The organism is Virgibacillus alimentarius, from assembly GCF_017874635.1.
Classification (GTDB): Bacteria; Bacillota; Bacilli; order Bacillales; family Amphibacillaceae; genus Virgibacillus_B; species Virgibacillus_B alimentarius.
Genome location: NZ_JAGIKX010000009.1, coordinates 1 through 15,524 on the forward strand (window position 1 = coordinate 1; position 15,524 = coordinate 15,524).

General features: G+C 38.0%; 13 protein-coding genes. 11 read left to right on the forward strand and 2 right to left on the reverse strand.

The annotated features are described in order from the left end of the window. Positions 1-116: 116 nt before the first annotated feature. Entirely contained in the window at positions 117-602 is a 486-nt protein-coding gene (locus J2Z81_RS06970; RefSeq protein WP_029265864.1) for a DUF1189 family protein, read from the reverse strand. Positions 603-896: 294 nt separating this feature from the next. Between J2Z81_RS06970 and J2Z81_RS06975 the strand changes: the two genes are divergently transcribed. The 10 genes from J2Z81_RS06975 (at position 897) to J2Z81_RS07020 (ending at position 12,868) form a co-directional block, all read left to right on the forward strand. Further along, positions 897-1,841, forward strand: coding sequence for a YybS family protein (locus tag J2Z81_RS06975; RefSeq protein ID WP_226370986.1), 945 nt, complete (start codon positions 897-899; stop codon positions 1,839-1,841). A gap of 31 nt (positions 1,842-1,872) precedes the next feature. Next, a complete protein-coding gene (locus J2Z81_RS06980) occupies positions 1,873-3,852 on the forward strand; it encodes a DHH family phosphoesterase (RefSeq protein ID WP_226370987.1) in 1,980 nt (659 codons plus the stop codon). After that, positions 3,849-4,298, forward strand: a complete 450-nt coding sequence (rplI, locus tag J2Z81_RS06985) for a 50S ribosomal protein L9 (protein ID WP_226370988.1) — start codon at positions 3,849-3,851, stop codon at positions 4,296-4,298. The genes J2Z81_RS06980 and rplI overlap by 4 nt, the downstream gene beginning before the upstream one ends. A 36-nt stretch (positions 4,299-4,334) precedes the next feature. Continuing rightward, on the forward strand, positions 4,335-5,711 hold the full coding sequence (gene dnaB, locus J2Z81_RS06990; protein WP_226370989.1) for a replicative DNA helicase: 1,377 nt from the start codon (positions 4,335-4,337) through the stop codon (positions 5,709-5,711). 326 nt (positions 5,712-6,037) lie between these two features. Then, positions 6,038-6,742, forward strand: a complete 705-nt coding sequence (gene yycF, locus J2Z81_RS06995; RefSeq protein WP_226370990.1) for a response regulator YycF — start codon at positions 6,038-6,040, stop codon at positions 6,740-6,742. Positions 6,743-6,748: 6 nt separating this feature from the next. Further along, the gene (gene walK, locus J2Z81_RS07000) at positions 6,749-8,581 is read left to right on the forward strand and encodes a cell wall metabolism sensor histidine kinase WalK (RefSeq protein ID WP_029265855.1); all 1,833 of its coding nucleotides are present in this window, start codon (positions 6,749-6,751) and stop codon (positions 8,579-8,581) included. Beyond that, positions 8,578-9,861 carry a YycH family regulatory protein gene (locus J2Z81_RS07005; RefSeq protein ID WP_029265854.1) on the forward strand — a complete coding sequence of 428 codons (1,284 nt, stop codon included), beginning with the start codon at positions 8,578-8,580 and terminating at the stop codon, positions 9,859-9,861. The genes walK and J2Z81_RS07005 overlap by 4 nt, the downstream gene beginning before the upstream one ends. Before the next feature lie 2 nt (positions 9,862-9,863). After that, the gene (locus J2Z81_RS07010; RefSeq protein ID WP_051681335.1) at positions 9,864-10,802 is read left to right on the forward strand and encodes a two-component system regulatory protein YycI; all 939 of its coding nucleotides are present in this window, start codon (positions 9,864-9,866) and stop codon (positions 10,800-10,802) included. Then, complete coding sequence (locus J2Z81_RS07015) at positions 10,786-11,592, forward strand: MBL fold metallo-hydrolase (protein WP_029265850.1); 807 nt, start codon at positions 10,786-10,788, stop codon at positions 11,590-11,592. Before J2Z81_RS07010 ends, J2Z81_RS07015 begins: the two co-directional genes overlap by 17 nt. Positions 11,593-11,671: 79 nt before the next feature. After that, the gene (locus tag J2Z81_RS07020) at positions 11,672-12,868 is read left to right on the forward strand and encodes a S1C family serine protease (protein WP_226370991.1); all 1,197 of its coding nucleotides are present in this window, start codon (positions 11,672-11,674) and stop codon (positions 12,866-12,868) included. A 230-nt stretch (positions 12,869-13,098) separates the two neighbouring features. On the opposite strand, the gene J2Z81_RS07025 is transcribed toward J2Z81_RS07020, so the two are convergent. Next, on the reverse strand, positions 13,099-13,455 hold the full coding sequence (locus J2Z81_RS07025; RefSeq protein WP_029265846.1) for a DoxX family protein: 357 nt from the start codon (positions 13,453-13,455) through the stop codon (positions 13,099-13,101). Positions 13,456-13,634: 179 nt separating this feature from the next. Between J2Z81_RS07025 and J2Z81_RS07030 the strand changes: the two genes are divergently transcribed. After that, on the forward strand, positions 13,635-15,350 hold the full coding sequence (locus J2Z81_RS07030; protein ID WP_226370992.1) for an ABC transporter ATP-binding protein: 1,716 nt from the start codon (positions 13,635-13,637) through the stop codon (positions 15,348-15,350). Positions 15,351-15,524: the final 174 nt, after the last annotated feature.

Consider the following 15,524-nt stretch of genomic DNA (forward strand, 5'->3'; position numbering starts at 1 on the left):
GATACTCAAGAGATTGAACCGCCGTATACGGAACCGTACGTACGGTGGTGTGAGAGGTCGACTAACCAAGTAATGGTTAGTCACCTACTCGATTTTTTGTAATAACGAGTTGATTCTTAGCGTACTCTGCGTTTCGGGTAAACAGTAATCATCTTAACCAAGAAAATAAACGTATACAATAGAGCAAACCATAAAAAAGTATCATCAATTGGAAAGAGGATTGCAACGATGGTATATAGAATAAATGGTACAGTGGAAATATAAGCACACATTTTGAAGAGTAATGGGAACTTTAATTTTCGCTGCATGAATTTAGCTATCCATGTGCCAATATAGGCAACGAAGGAAAGCAATAGAAAAACGATGACTGTCATCGGTAAATAATAAAAAATAAAAAAGTAAATCAGTAAGAACAGTAAATTTAAATCCGAACCTGGTTGGCCGGTTGTTGTTAGCCGGTCGATCAGGGAAGGCACTGAAACCAGAAGCAAGAGCATAAACATATACAGGACAGCAATATCCATCCCTGTTCGATTTAATTTAAACATTGCATTTTTAGAAGGAAGCTGAAGGCTATGCAAAAATGTTTTCCAAAAGACCATGATATTCATCCTTTTTACCAAAAGCCACTAAAAAAATAAAGTTAAGATATTCGACTTTTAGAAGATATAATTGATAAAATTGATTCATCCTTTTATTATAATGGGAATCCTATAAAAAGAATAGTAAGTGCATGATATAGTAAGAAACTTTTCAAAAATGACGTGGAAATATTTTTTATCATTTCCAGGGCCAATTACGGTCAAAATCATGTTATCATATTAGAATGACAAACTTACCAATAAGCTAAAAAATATGTATTTTAAGTTATGTTATCAATTGTTGAGGTGCAAAAAATGAATCAGTCGAAACAAATGACAGATGGGGCTCTATTTACAGGGATCTTCATCTTACTTCTATTAATGGCAAGGTTTATTCCTGCCTTTATCGTTATTGCTATATTTTTACTGCCGATACCATTTGTTCTATATACGTTTAAATATAGCTGGAAGCCTTCTTTATTAATGTTGGCAGCTGCGATTCTTTTTACATTGTTTTTCGAAACTTCCGTGACATTACCTTTAACTGTCTTAGTAGGAATCGCAGGAATTTTGATTGGTACTGCAATCCATCAAGGATTATCCCCATATGAAACATGGGGAAGAGGAGCAATTGGCTTTATTGCAGGGTTATTATTTGTAGTTCTTTTTATACAGCTTGTGCTACAAATCAATTGGTTAGAAGAAATTGATATCATGGTTAATGACTCGATGGAAATGAGTCAAGAGATTATGGGGCAATACGGAATAACAGATCAAACGCAGGCTCAGGAACTTCTCAAGGATCAGATTGAACTCATGCAAGATTTGTTTCCAGTTGTACTCGCTCTTATAGCTATTGTATTCGCGTTTCTGACTCAATGGGTTAGTTATAAATTAATTAATCGGCTGGAAAATAGACAATTTCGTTTTCCGCCTTTCCGTTCATTACGGTTCCCAGTTGTAATAATTTGGGTTTACTTCGTAGCCTTACTATTTACGTTTATTGATTTGGATCCTAACAGTGTTTTTTACTTAGCCGTGATAAATATTTTCACATTAACAGGTGTGTTGATGACGATACAAGGGTTGTCATTTATCTTTTTCTATGCAAACTATAAAAAATGGTCAAAAGCAATTCCAATACTTAGCGTAGTTCTGACATTGCTTTTACCATTTCTTCTCCTTTATTTCGTACGGATCATAGGTATAATTGATTTAGGTTTTGGGCTTAGGGATCGGATAGCTCAACGTAAAAAATAAACGGTTGTTAAATAGTAGGAGTGAATTTTTCATGTCAGATGTAAAGAAAAAACCAACATTTAGCAGTCATTTATGGATGATCTATATACTTTCCATTATTTTATTGGGGCTAATTTGGTATTTCGAGTGGAAACTAGGAATCGTAATGACGATATTACTAGCTGTTTCTTTTTACTATAGTATCCGAACGGAGCAAACATTAATTAATGAAACAGAGAAATATATTTCAACCCTTTCTCATCGCATCAAAAAGGTTGGGGAAGAGGCATTATTGGAAATGCCAATTGGTATTCTCCTATTTAGTGAAGAGTATAAAATTGAATGGGCCAATCCCTATATGAATCGATTCGCTGCAGATGATACATTAGTCGGAAATTCTCTAAATACACTCGCAGAAGATTTAATTGCGCATATTAAAGAAAATAAAGATGAGTATTGGTTTGAACTAGAAGGATATAGATTTCAAGCAGTGATTAAGAAAGATGAACGGTTGCTTTATTTATTTGACCGCACAGCTCAGACGGAAATAGAAAATCTGTATCAAAATGAACAAACGGTTTTAGCCATTATTTATCTCGATAATTATGAAGAAATTACGCAAAACATGGATGATACAACGAAGAGTCAGCTTAATTCCAAAGTAACTTCCGTTTTAAATAATTGGTCACATGCTTATGGATTTTATTTAAAACGTACGTCTCAAGATCGTTTTCTAGCGGTGGGGACGAAAGAGATACTGAAGAAGCTCGAGGACTCCAAATTTGATATTCTGGATGAAGTACGTGAATTAAACGCGGATCAAGCCCAGAAGAATCCTGTTACGCTCAGTATTGGCATTGGTGTTGGCAATATGCCGTTGCCAACACTTGGAGAAACGGCTCAATCAGGTCTGGACTTAGCGTTAGGGCGCGGGGGAGACCAGGTAGCGATCAAAGATGAAACAGGAAAAGTTCGATTTTATGGCGGAAAAACAAATCCGATGGAAAAACGGACTCGCGTAAGAGCGCGTGTCATATCCCACGCATTAAAGGAGCTTATCAAAGAAAGTGATAATGTCATTATTATGGGGCATAAAGCCCCCGATATGGACGCTTTTGGTGCAGCTATCGGTATTTTAAACATTGCAAAATCAAATGATGTTGACGGTCATATTGTTTATGATCCAGATGATGTCAATACGGGGATACAGCGCTTGATGCGTGCCATTAAACAGGAGGAAGCGATTTGGCAGCATTTTGTGGAACCAGAAGAAGCTGAAGATATTCTAACGAGCCGCAGTTTAATTGTTGTCGTAGATACACATAAACCAGCGATGGTTTCCAATGAACGTTTGCTGCAGAAAGCTGAATTTAAAGTAGTCATTGACCACCATCGCCGGGGAGAAGATTTTATTGAAAATCCGACACTTGTTTATATGGAGCCATACGCATCATCCACAGCAGAATTAGTTACAGAGTTACTGGAATATCAACCAAAGAAATTAAAACTTAAAATGCTTGAGGCTACAGCCTTATTAGCTGGTATTATTGTTGATACGAAGAGCTTCACATTACGGACAGGGTCACGAACCTTTGATGCAGCTTCCTATTTACGTTCAAAGGGTGCTGATACAGTTTTAGTTCAAAGGCTGATGAAGGAAGACTTGGATGTTTATATTAAGCGAAGCAAATTAATCGAACGCGCAGAGATTTACCGTGAATCCATTGCCATTTCCAAGGCGAAAAAGGGAGAGCGATATGGGCAAATACTTATTGCTCAGGCAGCGGATACGCTTTTAACGATGAGTGGTGTCAATGCATCTTTCGTTATTTGTGAGCGTGAAGATGATAAAATAGGAATTAGTGCCAGGTCTCTAGGTGATGTCAATGTCCAAATCATTATGGAAAAAATGAATGGAGGCGGACATTTAACAAACGCTGCTACACAGATAGAGGATACAACCATTGATGACGCGGAAGCATTTTTAAAAGATATACTTGAAGAATACTTTGAGGGGAGAGAATCATCATGAAGGTAATCTTTATGAAAGACGTAAAAGGTACAGGCAAAAAAGGAGAAGTAAAAGAAGTATCAACCGGATATGCTCGTAACTACCTGCTTAAGAAGGACCTGGCAATTGAAGCAACACCAGGTAATCTGAAAGCTTTAGAAGCAAAAGAACGTAAAGATGAACAATTAGAACAGGAAGAAAAAGAGGCAGCCATCGATTTAAAAGATAAACTAGCAGACCTCACTGTAAAAGTAAAAGCAAAATCAGGAAAAGGCGGACGTCTATTTGGTTCGATCACAAGTAAGCAAATCGCTGAAGCACTAAAAAAGGAACATGGTCATAAAATTGATAAACGGAAAATTGAATTAGATGAGCCAATTCGAGCATTAGGGCATACAATTGTCCCTGTAAAGCTTCATCCAGAGGTAACTGGATCGATTAATGTTCATGTTACAGAGGAAAAATAACATCATAGAAATCTCTCGGTTAAAGGGGGAAAAACAATGAGCGAACAGTGGAATGACCGAACGCCTCCACATAATATAGAAGCGGAACAAGCGGTAATAGGGGCAATATTTTTAGAACCAGAAGCATTTTCACAAGCGTCTGAATTGTTGATGCCCGATGATTTTTACCGAGCAGGACACCAACGTATTTTCCAAACAATGATGAAACTTTCAGATCGGGGAGAACCTATTGATCTAGTTACCGTAACAACATCTCTCTCAAACGAAAAAACATTAGATGAAGTCGGTGGGGTTTCCTATCTTACCGACTTAGCCAGTAGTGTACCAACAGCAGCAAATATCATTTACTATAGTAAAATAGTAGAGGAAAAAGCGTTGTTACGCCGCTTAATACGTACGGCTACAGATATCGTAACGACTACTTATGCGAAAGAAGACGAAGTAGAGGATGTCCTAAATGAAGCAGAAAAAAGTATACTAGAAGTTTCCAGCCGTAAAAATTCAGGCTCTTTTAAAGCGATAAAAGATGTCCTAATTGAAGTTTATGATAATATTGAACAACTTCATCAAAACGATGGTGATGTGACCGGCATACCAACGGGGTTTAGAGATTTGGATCGGATCACTTCTGGATTTCAGCGAAACGATTTAATCATTATCGCTGCTCGTCCATCTGTAGGTAAAACGGCATTTGCCCTTAACGTTGCTCAAAATGTAGCTATTAATACGGACGAAAGTGTTGCTATATTTAGCTTGGAAATGGGCGCAGATCAACTCGTTTCGCGTATGCTTTGTGCAGAAGGAAATATTGATGCACAGCGCTTACGAACAGGAAAACTGGAAGCAGAAGACTGGAGTAAATTAACGATGGCGATGGGGAGTCTTTCAAATGCTGGAATTTTCATTGATGACTCTCCAGGAATCCGGGTAAGTGAAATTCGTTCCAAGTGCCGCCGGTTAAAGCAGGAACACGGACTCGGAATGATTTTAATCGATTACTTGCAGTTAATCCAGGGAAGTGTAAATTCCAAGGAAAATAGACAGCAGGAAGTATCAGAAATATCGCGTTCCTTAAAAGGACTTGCCCGTGAATTAAATGTCCCGCTAATTGCTTTATCCCAGTTGTCCCGTGGTGTAGAGTCAAGGCAAGATAAACGTCCAATGATGTCTGACTTGCGGGAATCAGGAAGTATTGAGCAGGATGCGGATATTGTCGGATTTCTATATCGTGATGACTATTACGATTCCGAATCAGAAAAGCAAAATATTATCGAAATTATTATTTCTAAGCAGCGGAATGGTCCGGTTGGCAATGTCGAGTTAGCCTTCGTAAAGGAATATAATAAATTCGTTGATTTAGATCATCGTTATGATTCTAGTGATATTCCGCCAGTATCCATGCAACAAGCATAAAAGGGTGTTACGCAAGCTGTAACGCATCAACTATTTTGAATCAGAGAGACAGAGATGGATTCTACATGATAAGATGTATGAGTATCCGTCTCTTTTTGTTATTTGCTAAACGTCTAAAAGATCGCTACTACTTGAAAAGTTTATCTTTGAAAAAAGGAAGGAAATCAGTAGTTGAAAGATATGAAAACCCGCTTTCATTAATTTCAAAGTAAGACTTTTTATGGAAAGTACGATAAAATAGATCAAGAGTATGTTTGAAAATATAGACAACCCATAATGACATAGATTTTATTTTTTTCCTAAAGTGAGAAAGGGATGTGAATAGCATGGCATTAAAAATTCTAGTAGTAGATGATGAACAGCCAATTGCAGATATTTTAAAATTTAATTTAGAAAAAGAAGGTTATGAGGTAATTTGTGCCTATGATGGGGATAAAGCAATCGAACTTGCTGAGGATGACCAGCCTGATCTCGTCCTACTGGATATTATGCTTCCAGGCAAGGATGGAAATGAAGTGTGTCGGGAAATCAGGAAGACACAAACCATGCCAATTATTATGTTGACAGCAAAAGATTCAGAAATAGATAAAGTGTTAGGTCTTGAACTTGGTGCTGACGATTATGTAACCAAGCCTTTTAGCAACCGGGAGTTGATTGCACGTGTAAAAGCAAATTTACGCAGACAACAGCAAGCTCCTGACGATACAGTGAAGCCCTCAAAAAACATTATTATTGGCAAACTGGTTATTCATCCAGATGCATATTCTGTTTCGCGAGACGGAGAACATATTGATTTAACGCATCGTGAGTTTGAGTTATTGCATTATTTAGCCCGCCATATCGGACAAGTAATGACCCGCGAACATTTACTTGAAACCGTTTGGGGTTATGACTATTTTGGTGATGTACGTACCGTTGACGTTACGGTAAGAAGACTACGCGAAAAAATTGAGGAAAACCCAAGTAATCCAACTTGGATCGTTACCCGTCGCGGTGTTGGGTATTATTTGCGTAATCCTGAGCAGGAGTAGTTGTGCATGAAGAAGGTTGGTTTTTTCCGCTCCATCCAATTAAAATTTATTATTATATATATTTTATTATTACTTATAGCGGTACAAGTGATTGGTTCCTATGTCGCTAGAGAATTAGAATCAGAGCTCCTTGAAAATTTCAAGATGTCTGTGAACGATCGGGTGGAGCTCTTAAGTTATAATTTAGAACAGGCATTTAATAAAGATCGTACTGACGACGAAGGTGAAATGACGCTGGAGGAAGAAGTACAGACGATTGTCACGGATGTTGGAACGGATGCGATTACGAACATACAAGTGATCAATAGCCAAAGCCGTGTCATAGGCAGTAACGACTATAAAAACCGGGATATTATTGGAAAGAAAACAACGGAAGACATTGTACAAAAAACCCTTAAATTTGGATCTTCTTTAGATAATACATTACGAAATGCAAAAACAGGAAATCGGGTTTTTATAAAATCTGTTCCTATATATGATAAAGAAGAAAATGTGATTGGCTCTATATATTTAGAAGCCTCACTGGAAGGTGTCTATGACCAGCTGCAAAATATTAATGAGATTTTCTTAAAAGGCTCCATTTTGGCAATTATTGTATCTGCACTGCTAGGAATTTTAGTTGCCCGGACCATTACAAAGCCAATCGTAGAGATGCGTAGACAGGCGCAGACAATGGGGAAAGGTGACTTTTCACAAAAGGTTAATGTGTATGGTACCGATGAAATTGGCCAGCTTGCAGAGACCTTTAATGATCTCAATGACCGACTGCTCCTATCACGGGCTACAACGGAAAAGGAAAGAAGAAAGCTAAGTTCTGTCTTATCGAATATGACAGAAGGCGTCATTTCTACGGATAAGGCAGGGTACGTATCATTAGTAAACGAAGCTGCTGCAAGATTTATAGGACAAAGTCCCGATCAGATAGCGGGTAAATTTTTACTTGATATACTGCCACTAGAGGAAAAGAATGTCGACCTTACCGAATTGCAGGATAGTGGCTCCATTCTTATTGATTTAAGTGATGATCAGGAGTTTTACTTGCTTCGTGCAAATTTCTCCGCAATTTATGATGAAGAAGACGAAGTGACAGGTTTAATTACTGTTCTAAGTGATGTGACGGAACAAGAAAAGGTAGAGCAGGAAAGACGAGAATTTGTCTCAAATGTTTCCCATGAATTACGTACGCCATTAACAACCATGCGAAGTTATATGGAAGCATTAGCAGATGGCGCATGGGAAGATAAGGAAATTGCGCCTAAATTCTTAAGCGTAGCTCAAAATGAAACGGAGCGTATGATCCGGATGGTTAATGACTTATTGCAGCTTTCCAGGATGGATAATAAAGAATACTCCATTTATAAGGAAAAAATAGACTTTATCGCTTATTTTCATGAGGTCATTGATCGATTTGATATGAATATTCCGGAACATATAACACTTCAGAGGGAATTACCGAAAAAACACTATTTTGTGTGGATGGATAAAGATAAAATGACGCAGGTTTTGGATAACATTATATCGAATGCCATTAAGTATTCACCTGAGGGTGGCACAATTCGGCTGCGAGTAGAAAAACAAAGACACCGTTTACTAATCAGTATTCAAGACCAGGGGCTAGGAATAACGTATGATAAACTGGATAAAATATTTGACCGTTTCTATCGAGCAGATAAAGCAAGAACGAGAAAGCTTGGCGGTACTGGATTAGGTTTAGCTATTTCCAAAGAATTGGTGGAAGCACATTACGGGAAAATATGGGCGAAAAGTAAAGAAGGAAAAGGCACAACAGTGCTTTTTACACTTCCGCTAATGAATCAAAAGCGGGGAGATCGCAAATGAAATTGGAATCCGTTAAAACATTTATTTTATGTGTTCTAGTAGGATTAAGTTTACTGCTTACATTTGGGCTGTGGACTTATCAGCCAAATAATGAACTTACGTATGACACTTCCTATGTGAACGAAGTCGACATCGGAGGGATAGAAGAAACGAAAAAGAGTCTAATCGAGCCCAGATCGATTATTTTTCATAATAATGGACGTTATTTTTCATACACAGACCCATTAAACAGTCAAAATTTATATAAGGATATGCAGTCATGGGTGTTGTATGACTTAACTGTAAGTGACGCTTCTATTCCATCCAATAAATACATGGTAGAGCTCATTTTCCCTGATGCAATCCCGGTTAAGATGCTGCCAAGTCTATTTACATTGAACAAGGATGAACCTTTGCCCAACTGGTCGTTTAAACGTATATTCATTACCTTTGATCCATCGGCTACAACCTTACATGTAACATTTTTGTCAGTCGATGAAAGAAAACAAGCGACCGCTATGATTGATAATACTGGCAAATATGATCTTTTGTGGTCAGCCTTATCTCAATTCGACGATCTAAGTGAATATGTATTATTTGAGCCTGGCGATGAAAAAATTTATTTGCCAAAGAATGACGTACAAATGAAAAAACGCTCCATGGCAGTAAAAGGCACTGATCCGGATATGCTTGTAAACGCCTTGTTTAGTAACCCATCCCTGGTAAGTGCGAATGTTGGCGAAGCATATTTTACGGACGGACAGCGTGGTCTGAGCGTGATGCATGATGAGAAAAATATGGAGTTTATCAATCCGATCAACCCAAACTTTGACCCAATGGATCCAGCCGATTTATTAGATAGCAGCATCTCCAATGTTAATGAACATAAGGGTTGGACAAATACGTATAAACTGGAGAAAATCGACAGATCGGCAAATAGCCTTCGTTTTCGAATGCGTTATGACGGGTATCCAGTCTATAATAGAAATGATTTATCCGTTATTGAACAAGTATGGCGTGAGCAAGAACTGCATCAGTACCGGCGGCCCCTTTTCATCTTAAATAATAGCCTAGGGGAAGATCCGGTTACATTGCCATCAGGCAGTGACGTTATTTTCTTCCTTCAAAATGAGTCGGAGTATGAAATTGATAAAATTAGCGATATTCAAGTCGGCTATCAATTATCCTATTTAGACAATGCAACTTATAGCTTAATGCTTGAGCCCGCATGGTATGTAAATTATAAGGGCCACTGGCAAGAAATAAAGATGAATGATGACCGTGATAAAGGAGGGAATTGAGGATGCAATGGAGCCAAATAAAAACACTATTTATCCTCTGTTTCCTTGTCCTTGATGTGTATTTATTATTTCAGTTTTTTGATAAACAATCGCAGTCCAATATAGGAGTGCTAGAACGACAAGATTCACCAATTGAAGAACAGCTTGAATCAGAAGATATTAAAATAAATTCATTGCCAGAGAAGGTTTCTGATGAGTCATTTTTATCTGTGAAGCCAAAAAGTTTTTCAACAGACGACCTTAAGAAAGTAGAAGGGTTTAAAAATCAAGAACCTTTATCCGTTGATAAGAACTTTATTATTTCTGAATTTGAAGACCCTGTTCCGATATCACCAGGTGACTCGGAAGAAAAGATTGAGGAAACGGTTAAGAAATCCATCATTTACCCAAAGGAATATACATTTTGGGATTGGAATAAGGACTTGAATGTGCTTTTCTTCTTTCAAGAGAAAAAGGAAAGACCGATTTATTTTAATCAAAATGGAATGGTCTTAGTCTTTTTAAATGATGATAATGAAATGATTTATTATACGCAGACAATGCTTGGAGATGCAGAACCGCGTGCAGAGAAGAAAACCTTAATCAAACCGATTAAAGCCATTGAAACATTGTATAAAGCAAATACGTTAAATGCAGGGGATGAAATAACGAAAGTCAATATTGGATTTCATACGAGAGTCCCCTTAGCAAATGGTGTTCAAGTATTTGTACCAACATGGAAAGTGACGGTAAATGAGGAGAAAAATTATTTTGTCAATGCAATCGAAGGATTTGTATTTTCAAGTGATGAGAACAGCTTTATTAGCGACGTTCTTACCGAATATGTAAAAGGTATCCGTCAATTAAAAGGTGATCAAAAGGTAAAGGGCAGTATTTTAAATCAGCTTGAGAAAAAGCTTGAAATAATTCATCGGGGGGAGGAAGATGACGTTTCAGTTTAGTGTACTGGCATCAGGCAGTACAGGAAATGCATTTTATATTGAATCCGATCAAACAAAATTATTAGTTGATGCAGGTTTAAGCGGAAAGAAAATTGACCAGCTGTTAAATGAAGTCAATGTTGATCCAAAGACATTAAATGGGATTTTAGTAACACATGAACATGCTGATCATATAAAAGGACTCGGTATTGTTGCTAGAAAATACAATTTGCCAATCTTTGCTAATGAAAAAACATGGAAAGCGATGGAAAATTCAATCGGAAAGCTATCCGTAGATCAAAAATTCCATTTCGGTATGGAAACTGTAGAAACATTTGGTGATATGGACGTTGAATCATTTGGTGTCTCCCATGATGCAGCAGAGCCAATGTTTTATACATTCCATAAAAATAATAAAAAGGTAGCTCTCGTTACCGATTTAGGCTATGTATCAGAGCGAATTAAAAAGACGGTCGAAAATGCGGATGCCTACATATTTGAAGCAAATCACGACGTGAGCATGCTACGAATGGGACGTTATCCATGGAATGTAAAACGGCGTATTTTAGGGGATACAGGACATATTTCCAACGAAGATTCAGGATTGGCATTAAGTGACATTATCGGAAATCAAACAAAGCGTATTTATTTAGCACATTTAAGTCAAGATAATAATATGAAAGATCTGGCTCGAATGTCTGTTGATCAAATACTAAAAGAACGTGGCATCAACGTTGATTTATTCGATACAGATCCAAAAACACCAACAGCAATGTATAATGTAGCTACAGAAAAGTACTTATCCGTTTAATCTATTTGTAAATGAGGTAATACAGGAAAGTTCGGTTTTACGTTTTGTTGAGGTGTCATGAAAAAGGGGATGGTGTTAAATGGGTTATTATAACGATCACTACCCAAAAAGTCCACGGAAAAAGAATCGCCGTTGGTTAATTCCCATACTTCTTGGAATCATTATAGGAATTTTATTAGTGGTTGTTGTTATGCCAAATCTAATGAATTCTAACTTTACACCCGATAATAGAGAAGAAGTGCGTCAAAGTGATAATGGAAATAATGTCACAAATAAACAAGTTAATGTTGACGTATCTACTCAAATAACGGATGTTGTAGGAAAAGTGAGTCCAGCAGTTGTAGGTGTTACAAACATCCAACGCTCAGCGGATTTCTGGCAGCAGCAAGAAGTTAGTGAAGCTGGTTCGGGATCTGGAGTAATTTATAAAAAAGAAGATGGATATGCCTATGTCGTAACGAACCACCATGTTATTGAGGGAGCAGACGCCATCGAGGTGGTATTATTTGATGACACACATATTGAAGCAGATTTAATGGGTAGTGATTTATTTTCAGACTTAGCCGTTCTTCGAATGGACAGCAAGCATGTGGAAAAGGTAATTGAAATGGGGACTTCCGGTAGTGTAAAGGTTGGCGAACCAGCAATTGCGATCGGAAACCCATTAGGACAAATGTTTTCCGGCTCTGTCACCCAAGGTGTAATTAGTGGAAAACAACGTACAATTCCTCAGGATTTTAACCAGGACGGACGCGCAGATTGGCAAGCAGAAGTGATTCAGACAGATGCAGCCATTAATCCTGGTAACAGTGGAGGAGCACTGATTAATATTGACGGCAAACTGATAGGAATTAACTCCATGAAAATCCATCAGGAGGCTGTCGAGGGCATTGGGTTTGCTATTCCTATTGATACTGCAGGCCCCATCATTAATGAATTAGAAAAAGAAGGAACAGTAAAAAGAGCCTATTTAGGAGTGGAAATATACTCATTAGATGAAGTACCACAATCCGAGTGGAATCGAACATTGGATCTTCCTAAAGAAGTTGAAGGTGGTGTGTACATTTGGAGTGTCGATCCTTTATCACCTGCAGATAGAGCAGGCATGGAGCGCCTGGATGTTATCACCAAGCTAGATGGAAAAGAAGTGATGAACATGATTGATTTAAGAAAAATTCTCTATCAAGAAAAAGAAGTCGGAGATAAAGTGAAAATCACATTTTATCGAGATGGGAAACAACAGGAAAAAACATTGAAACTGACGGAGCAGGACTAACTAAGTATGACCATAAAAGGCTATTTCCTAGAAAAAGGAGATAGCCTTTTCTTATACACAACTTTCCTCTTTGTCCACAATTTTTAATTAGTTATGCACAAATGTGGAGAACAAGATAATGAAAATCTATATATAGTATAATTTCGACAAAAATCATCAAAATAGCAGGGAACACTTGTGCATATGTGGATAACTCTGTGGATTATTTATCAACATCAACTGGATAAATTTTACGCGTTTACTTCGCGGTACCTCAAAATAGGAATTAATAAAAGAAGCATAACAATATCGAGCCTCGCTTCAAAGGCGAATGACAAAAATCCTTCTGTTAAGAGTATTGGTACTTTGGTCACATAGATGGCCCCGAGCATGATTGTCATTAGTGCAATGCTCGCTATTTTCATATATCTTCTTCCTAAAATAAGCGTTCCCCCTGTGATTTCCACAATGGCAACAAGAAGCAACGTTATACTTGGAAAAGGAAGCCCTAAACCGACAAACATAACTTCAAAATCGGATACAAGTAATTTAAGAAGCCCTGACGTGATAAATACATAACCGATTGCATAATAGACCCACTTTGACATGATGCACCTCCATCCTAAAAGAGATCGAACCAGTACATATCTATGCAGCTAAGTGGACAAACTTTACAACTATTTTGCGAAATTTGCTTTTCTTATTGCTAAATGAGAGGAATAACCATATAATCTTGTTGGTACGCTAAAAAATAAACAGGACGATCTAACCTAAAGGAAGTGTAGGAATGATTCGACGCTTTTTCTCTTATTACAAGCCGCATCGGCGCCTATTTATAATTGATTTTACCTCTGCCGTGATCGTTGCATTGCTGGAGCTTGCTTTTCCAGTGGCGGTTCAGTGGTTTATTGATGACTTACTGCCTGGAGGTAACTGGAATGTAATCGTGACCGTCAGTATCCTACTATTTTTCGTTTACATCCTCAGCACATTTTTGCAATACGTGGTGGTTTACTGGGGGCATAAGTTAGGAATTAATATTGAGACAGATATGCGGCAGGAATTATTTAACCATGTGCAGCGTCAATCTTTTCGCTTTTTTGATAATACAAAGACAGGCCATATAATGAGCCGGATTACCAATGATCTATTTGATATTGGGGAACTAGCCCATCACGGACCGGAGGACTTTTTTATCGCAGCGATGACATTTATCGGCGCATTTTGGATCATGTTTACGGTTAATTTTCAATTAGCACTAATTATTTTGATCATCGTTCCCATTTTAATCGGTCTGATTGCATACAGTAATATAAAAATGAGTGCCGCGTGGCGGAAGATGTACTTTGATATTGCTGATGTAAATGCTCGAGTGGAGGATGCGGTAGCTGGCGTTCGTGTTGTTCAATCGTTTACGAACGAGCAATTTGAAATGGAGCGTTTTACGAAGGATAATTACAGCTTTCGGACGGCAAAACTGGGCGCATACCGGGTCATGGCATTCGTATCCGCTAATATCCATATGCTGATGCGCTTCGTTATTTTAGTTGTGCTTGTCATTGGTGCTTGGCTGAGCTTTAATCATAAACTATCCTACGGTGAATTAGTCGCATTTGTTTTATATATGAATGTGCTCTTTAAACCGATTGAAAAAATTAGTGCTCTCCTTGAACTCTATCCGAAAGGGATGGCAGGCTTTAAACGATTTATTCATCTGTTGGATGTAGAACCAGAAGTAGAAAATCGTAAAGATGCCAAGCCTGTTGGGTCGCTAAAAGGAGATATTTCGTTTAACAATGTAACATTCAGCTATGAAAAAACGCAGAGCCCCGTCTTAACATCCATGAATTTTAATATTCATGCTGGAGAAACCATCGCATTTGTTGGTCCATCAGGAGCCGGAAAGACAACGATTTCCTCCCTCATTCCAAGATTCTATGATGTAGATAAAGGAAGCATTACCATAGACGGAATGGACATACGTGATATGACAAAGGAATCTTTGCGGCATCAAATCGGAATCGTCCAGCAAGATGTATTCTTATTTACGGGAACACTACGCGAAAATATTGCTTACGGTGACCTGAGTGCTTCCGACGTGGAAATAGAACGTGCAGCACGTAAAGCACATATGGAAGAATTTATTAAGGAACTTCCAGATGGTTACGAAACACAAGTCGGAGAGCGAGGATTGAAGCTTTCTGGCGGTCAGAAACAGCGGATTGCCATTGCAAGGATGTTTCTAAAAAATCCACCCATCTTAATTTTGGATGAAGCAACTTCAGCACTCGATACGGAAACGGAGATGATCATTCAAAAAGCATTAAATGAATTAGCGAAAGACCGGACAACCTTAATCATTGCTCACCGGCTTGCAACGATTAAAAATGCTGACCGAATCATGGTCGTTACAAAGGATGGGATTACGGAAAACGGAACACATGATGAACTGATCCAGCATAATGGGATATTTGCGCATCTGCACCGCGTACAAATGCAATAAAAAGTTTTGATTAGGAGTTCTGCAATATGGCAGAACTCTGTTTTTATTTCATTTGTCCACAACTGTGGATAAGTTGTGCATAAAAATTCAGAATTTTGCTTTAGAATAGGTTTTGACTTATAGTAAAAGGGAATATAAGGAAGACCGGAGAATCTTCAAAGTAGTTAATAAGGA

Excerpts from the sequence above, each read along its gene's own strand:
- dnaB (WP_226370989.1), top strand. The coding sequence starts at position 4,335 with ATGAGCGAACAGTGGAATGACCGAACGCCTCCACATAATATAGAAGCG.
- J2Z81_RS07015 (WP_029265850.1), top strand. The coding sequence starts at position 10,786 with ATGACGTTTCAGTTTAGTGTACTGGCATCAGGCAGTACAGGAAATGCA.
- J2Z81_RS07010 (WP_051681335.1), top strand. The coding sequence starts at position 9,864 with ATGCAATGGAGCCAAATAAAAACACTATTTATCCTCTGTTTCCTTGTC.
- J2Z81_RS07005 (WP_029265854.1), top strand. The coding sequence starts at position 8,578 with ATGAAATTGGAATCCGTTAAAACATTTATTTTATGTGTTCTAGTAGGA.
- J2Z81_RS07025 (WP_029265846.1), bottom strand. The coding sequence starts at position 13,455 with ATGTCAAAGTGGGTCTATTATGCAATCGGTTATGTATTTATCACGTCA.
- J2Z81_RS06970 (WP_029265864.1), bottom strand. The coding sequence starts at position 602 with ATGGTCTTTTGGAAAACATTTTTGCATAGCCTTCAGCTTCCTTCTAAA.
- J2Z81_RS06980 (WP_226370987.1), top strand. The coding sequence starts at position 1,873 with ATGTCAGATGTAAAGAAAAAACCAACATTTAGCAGTCATTTATGGATG.
- J2Z81_RS07030 (WP_226370992.1), top strand. The coding sequence starts at position 13,635 with ATGATTCGACGCTTTTTCTCTTATTACAAGCCGCATCGGCGCCTATTT.
- rplI (WP_226370988.1), top strand. The coding sequence starts at position 3,849 with ATGAAGGTAATCTTTATGAAAGACGTAAAAGGTACAGGCAAAAAAGGA.
- J2Z81_RS06975 (WP_226370986.1), top strand. The coding sequence starts at position 897 with ATGAATCAGTCGAAACAAATGACAGATGGGGCTCTATTTACAGGGATC.
- J2Z81_RS07020 (WP_226370991.1), top strand. The coding sequence starts at position 11,672 with ATGGGTTATTATAACGATCACTACCCAAAAAGTCCACGGAAAAAGAAT.
- yycF (WP_226370990.1), top strand. The coding sequence starts at position 6,038 with ATGGCATTAAAAATTCTAGTAGTAGATGATGAACAGCCAATTGCAGAT.
- walK (WP_029265855.1), top strand. The coding sequence starts at position 6,749 with ATGAAGAAGGTTGGTTTTTTCCGCTCCATCCAATTAAAATTTATTATT.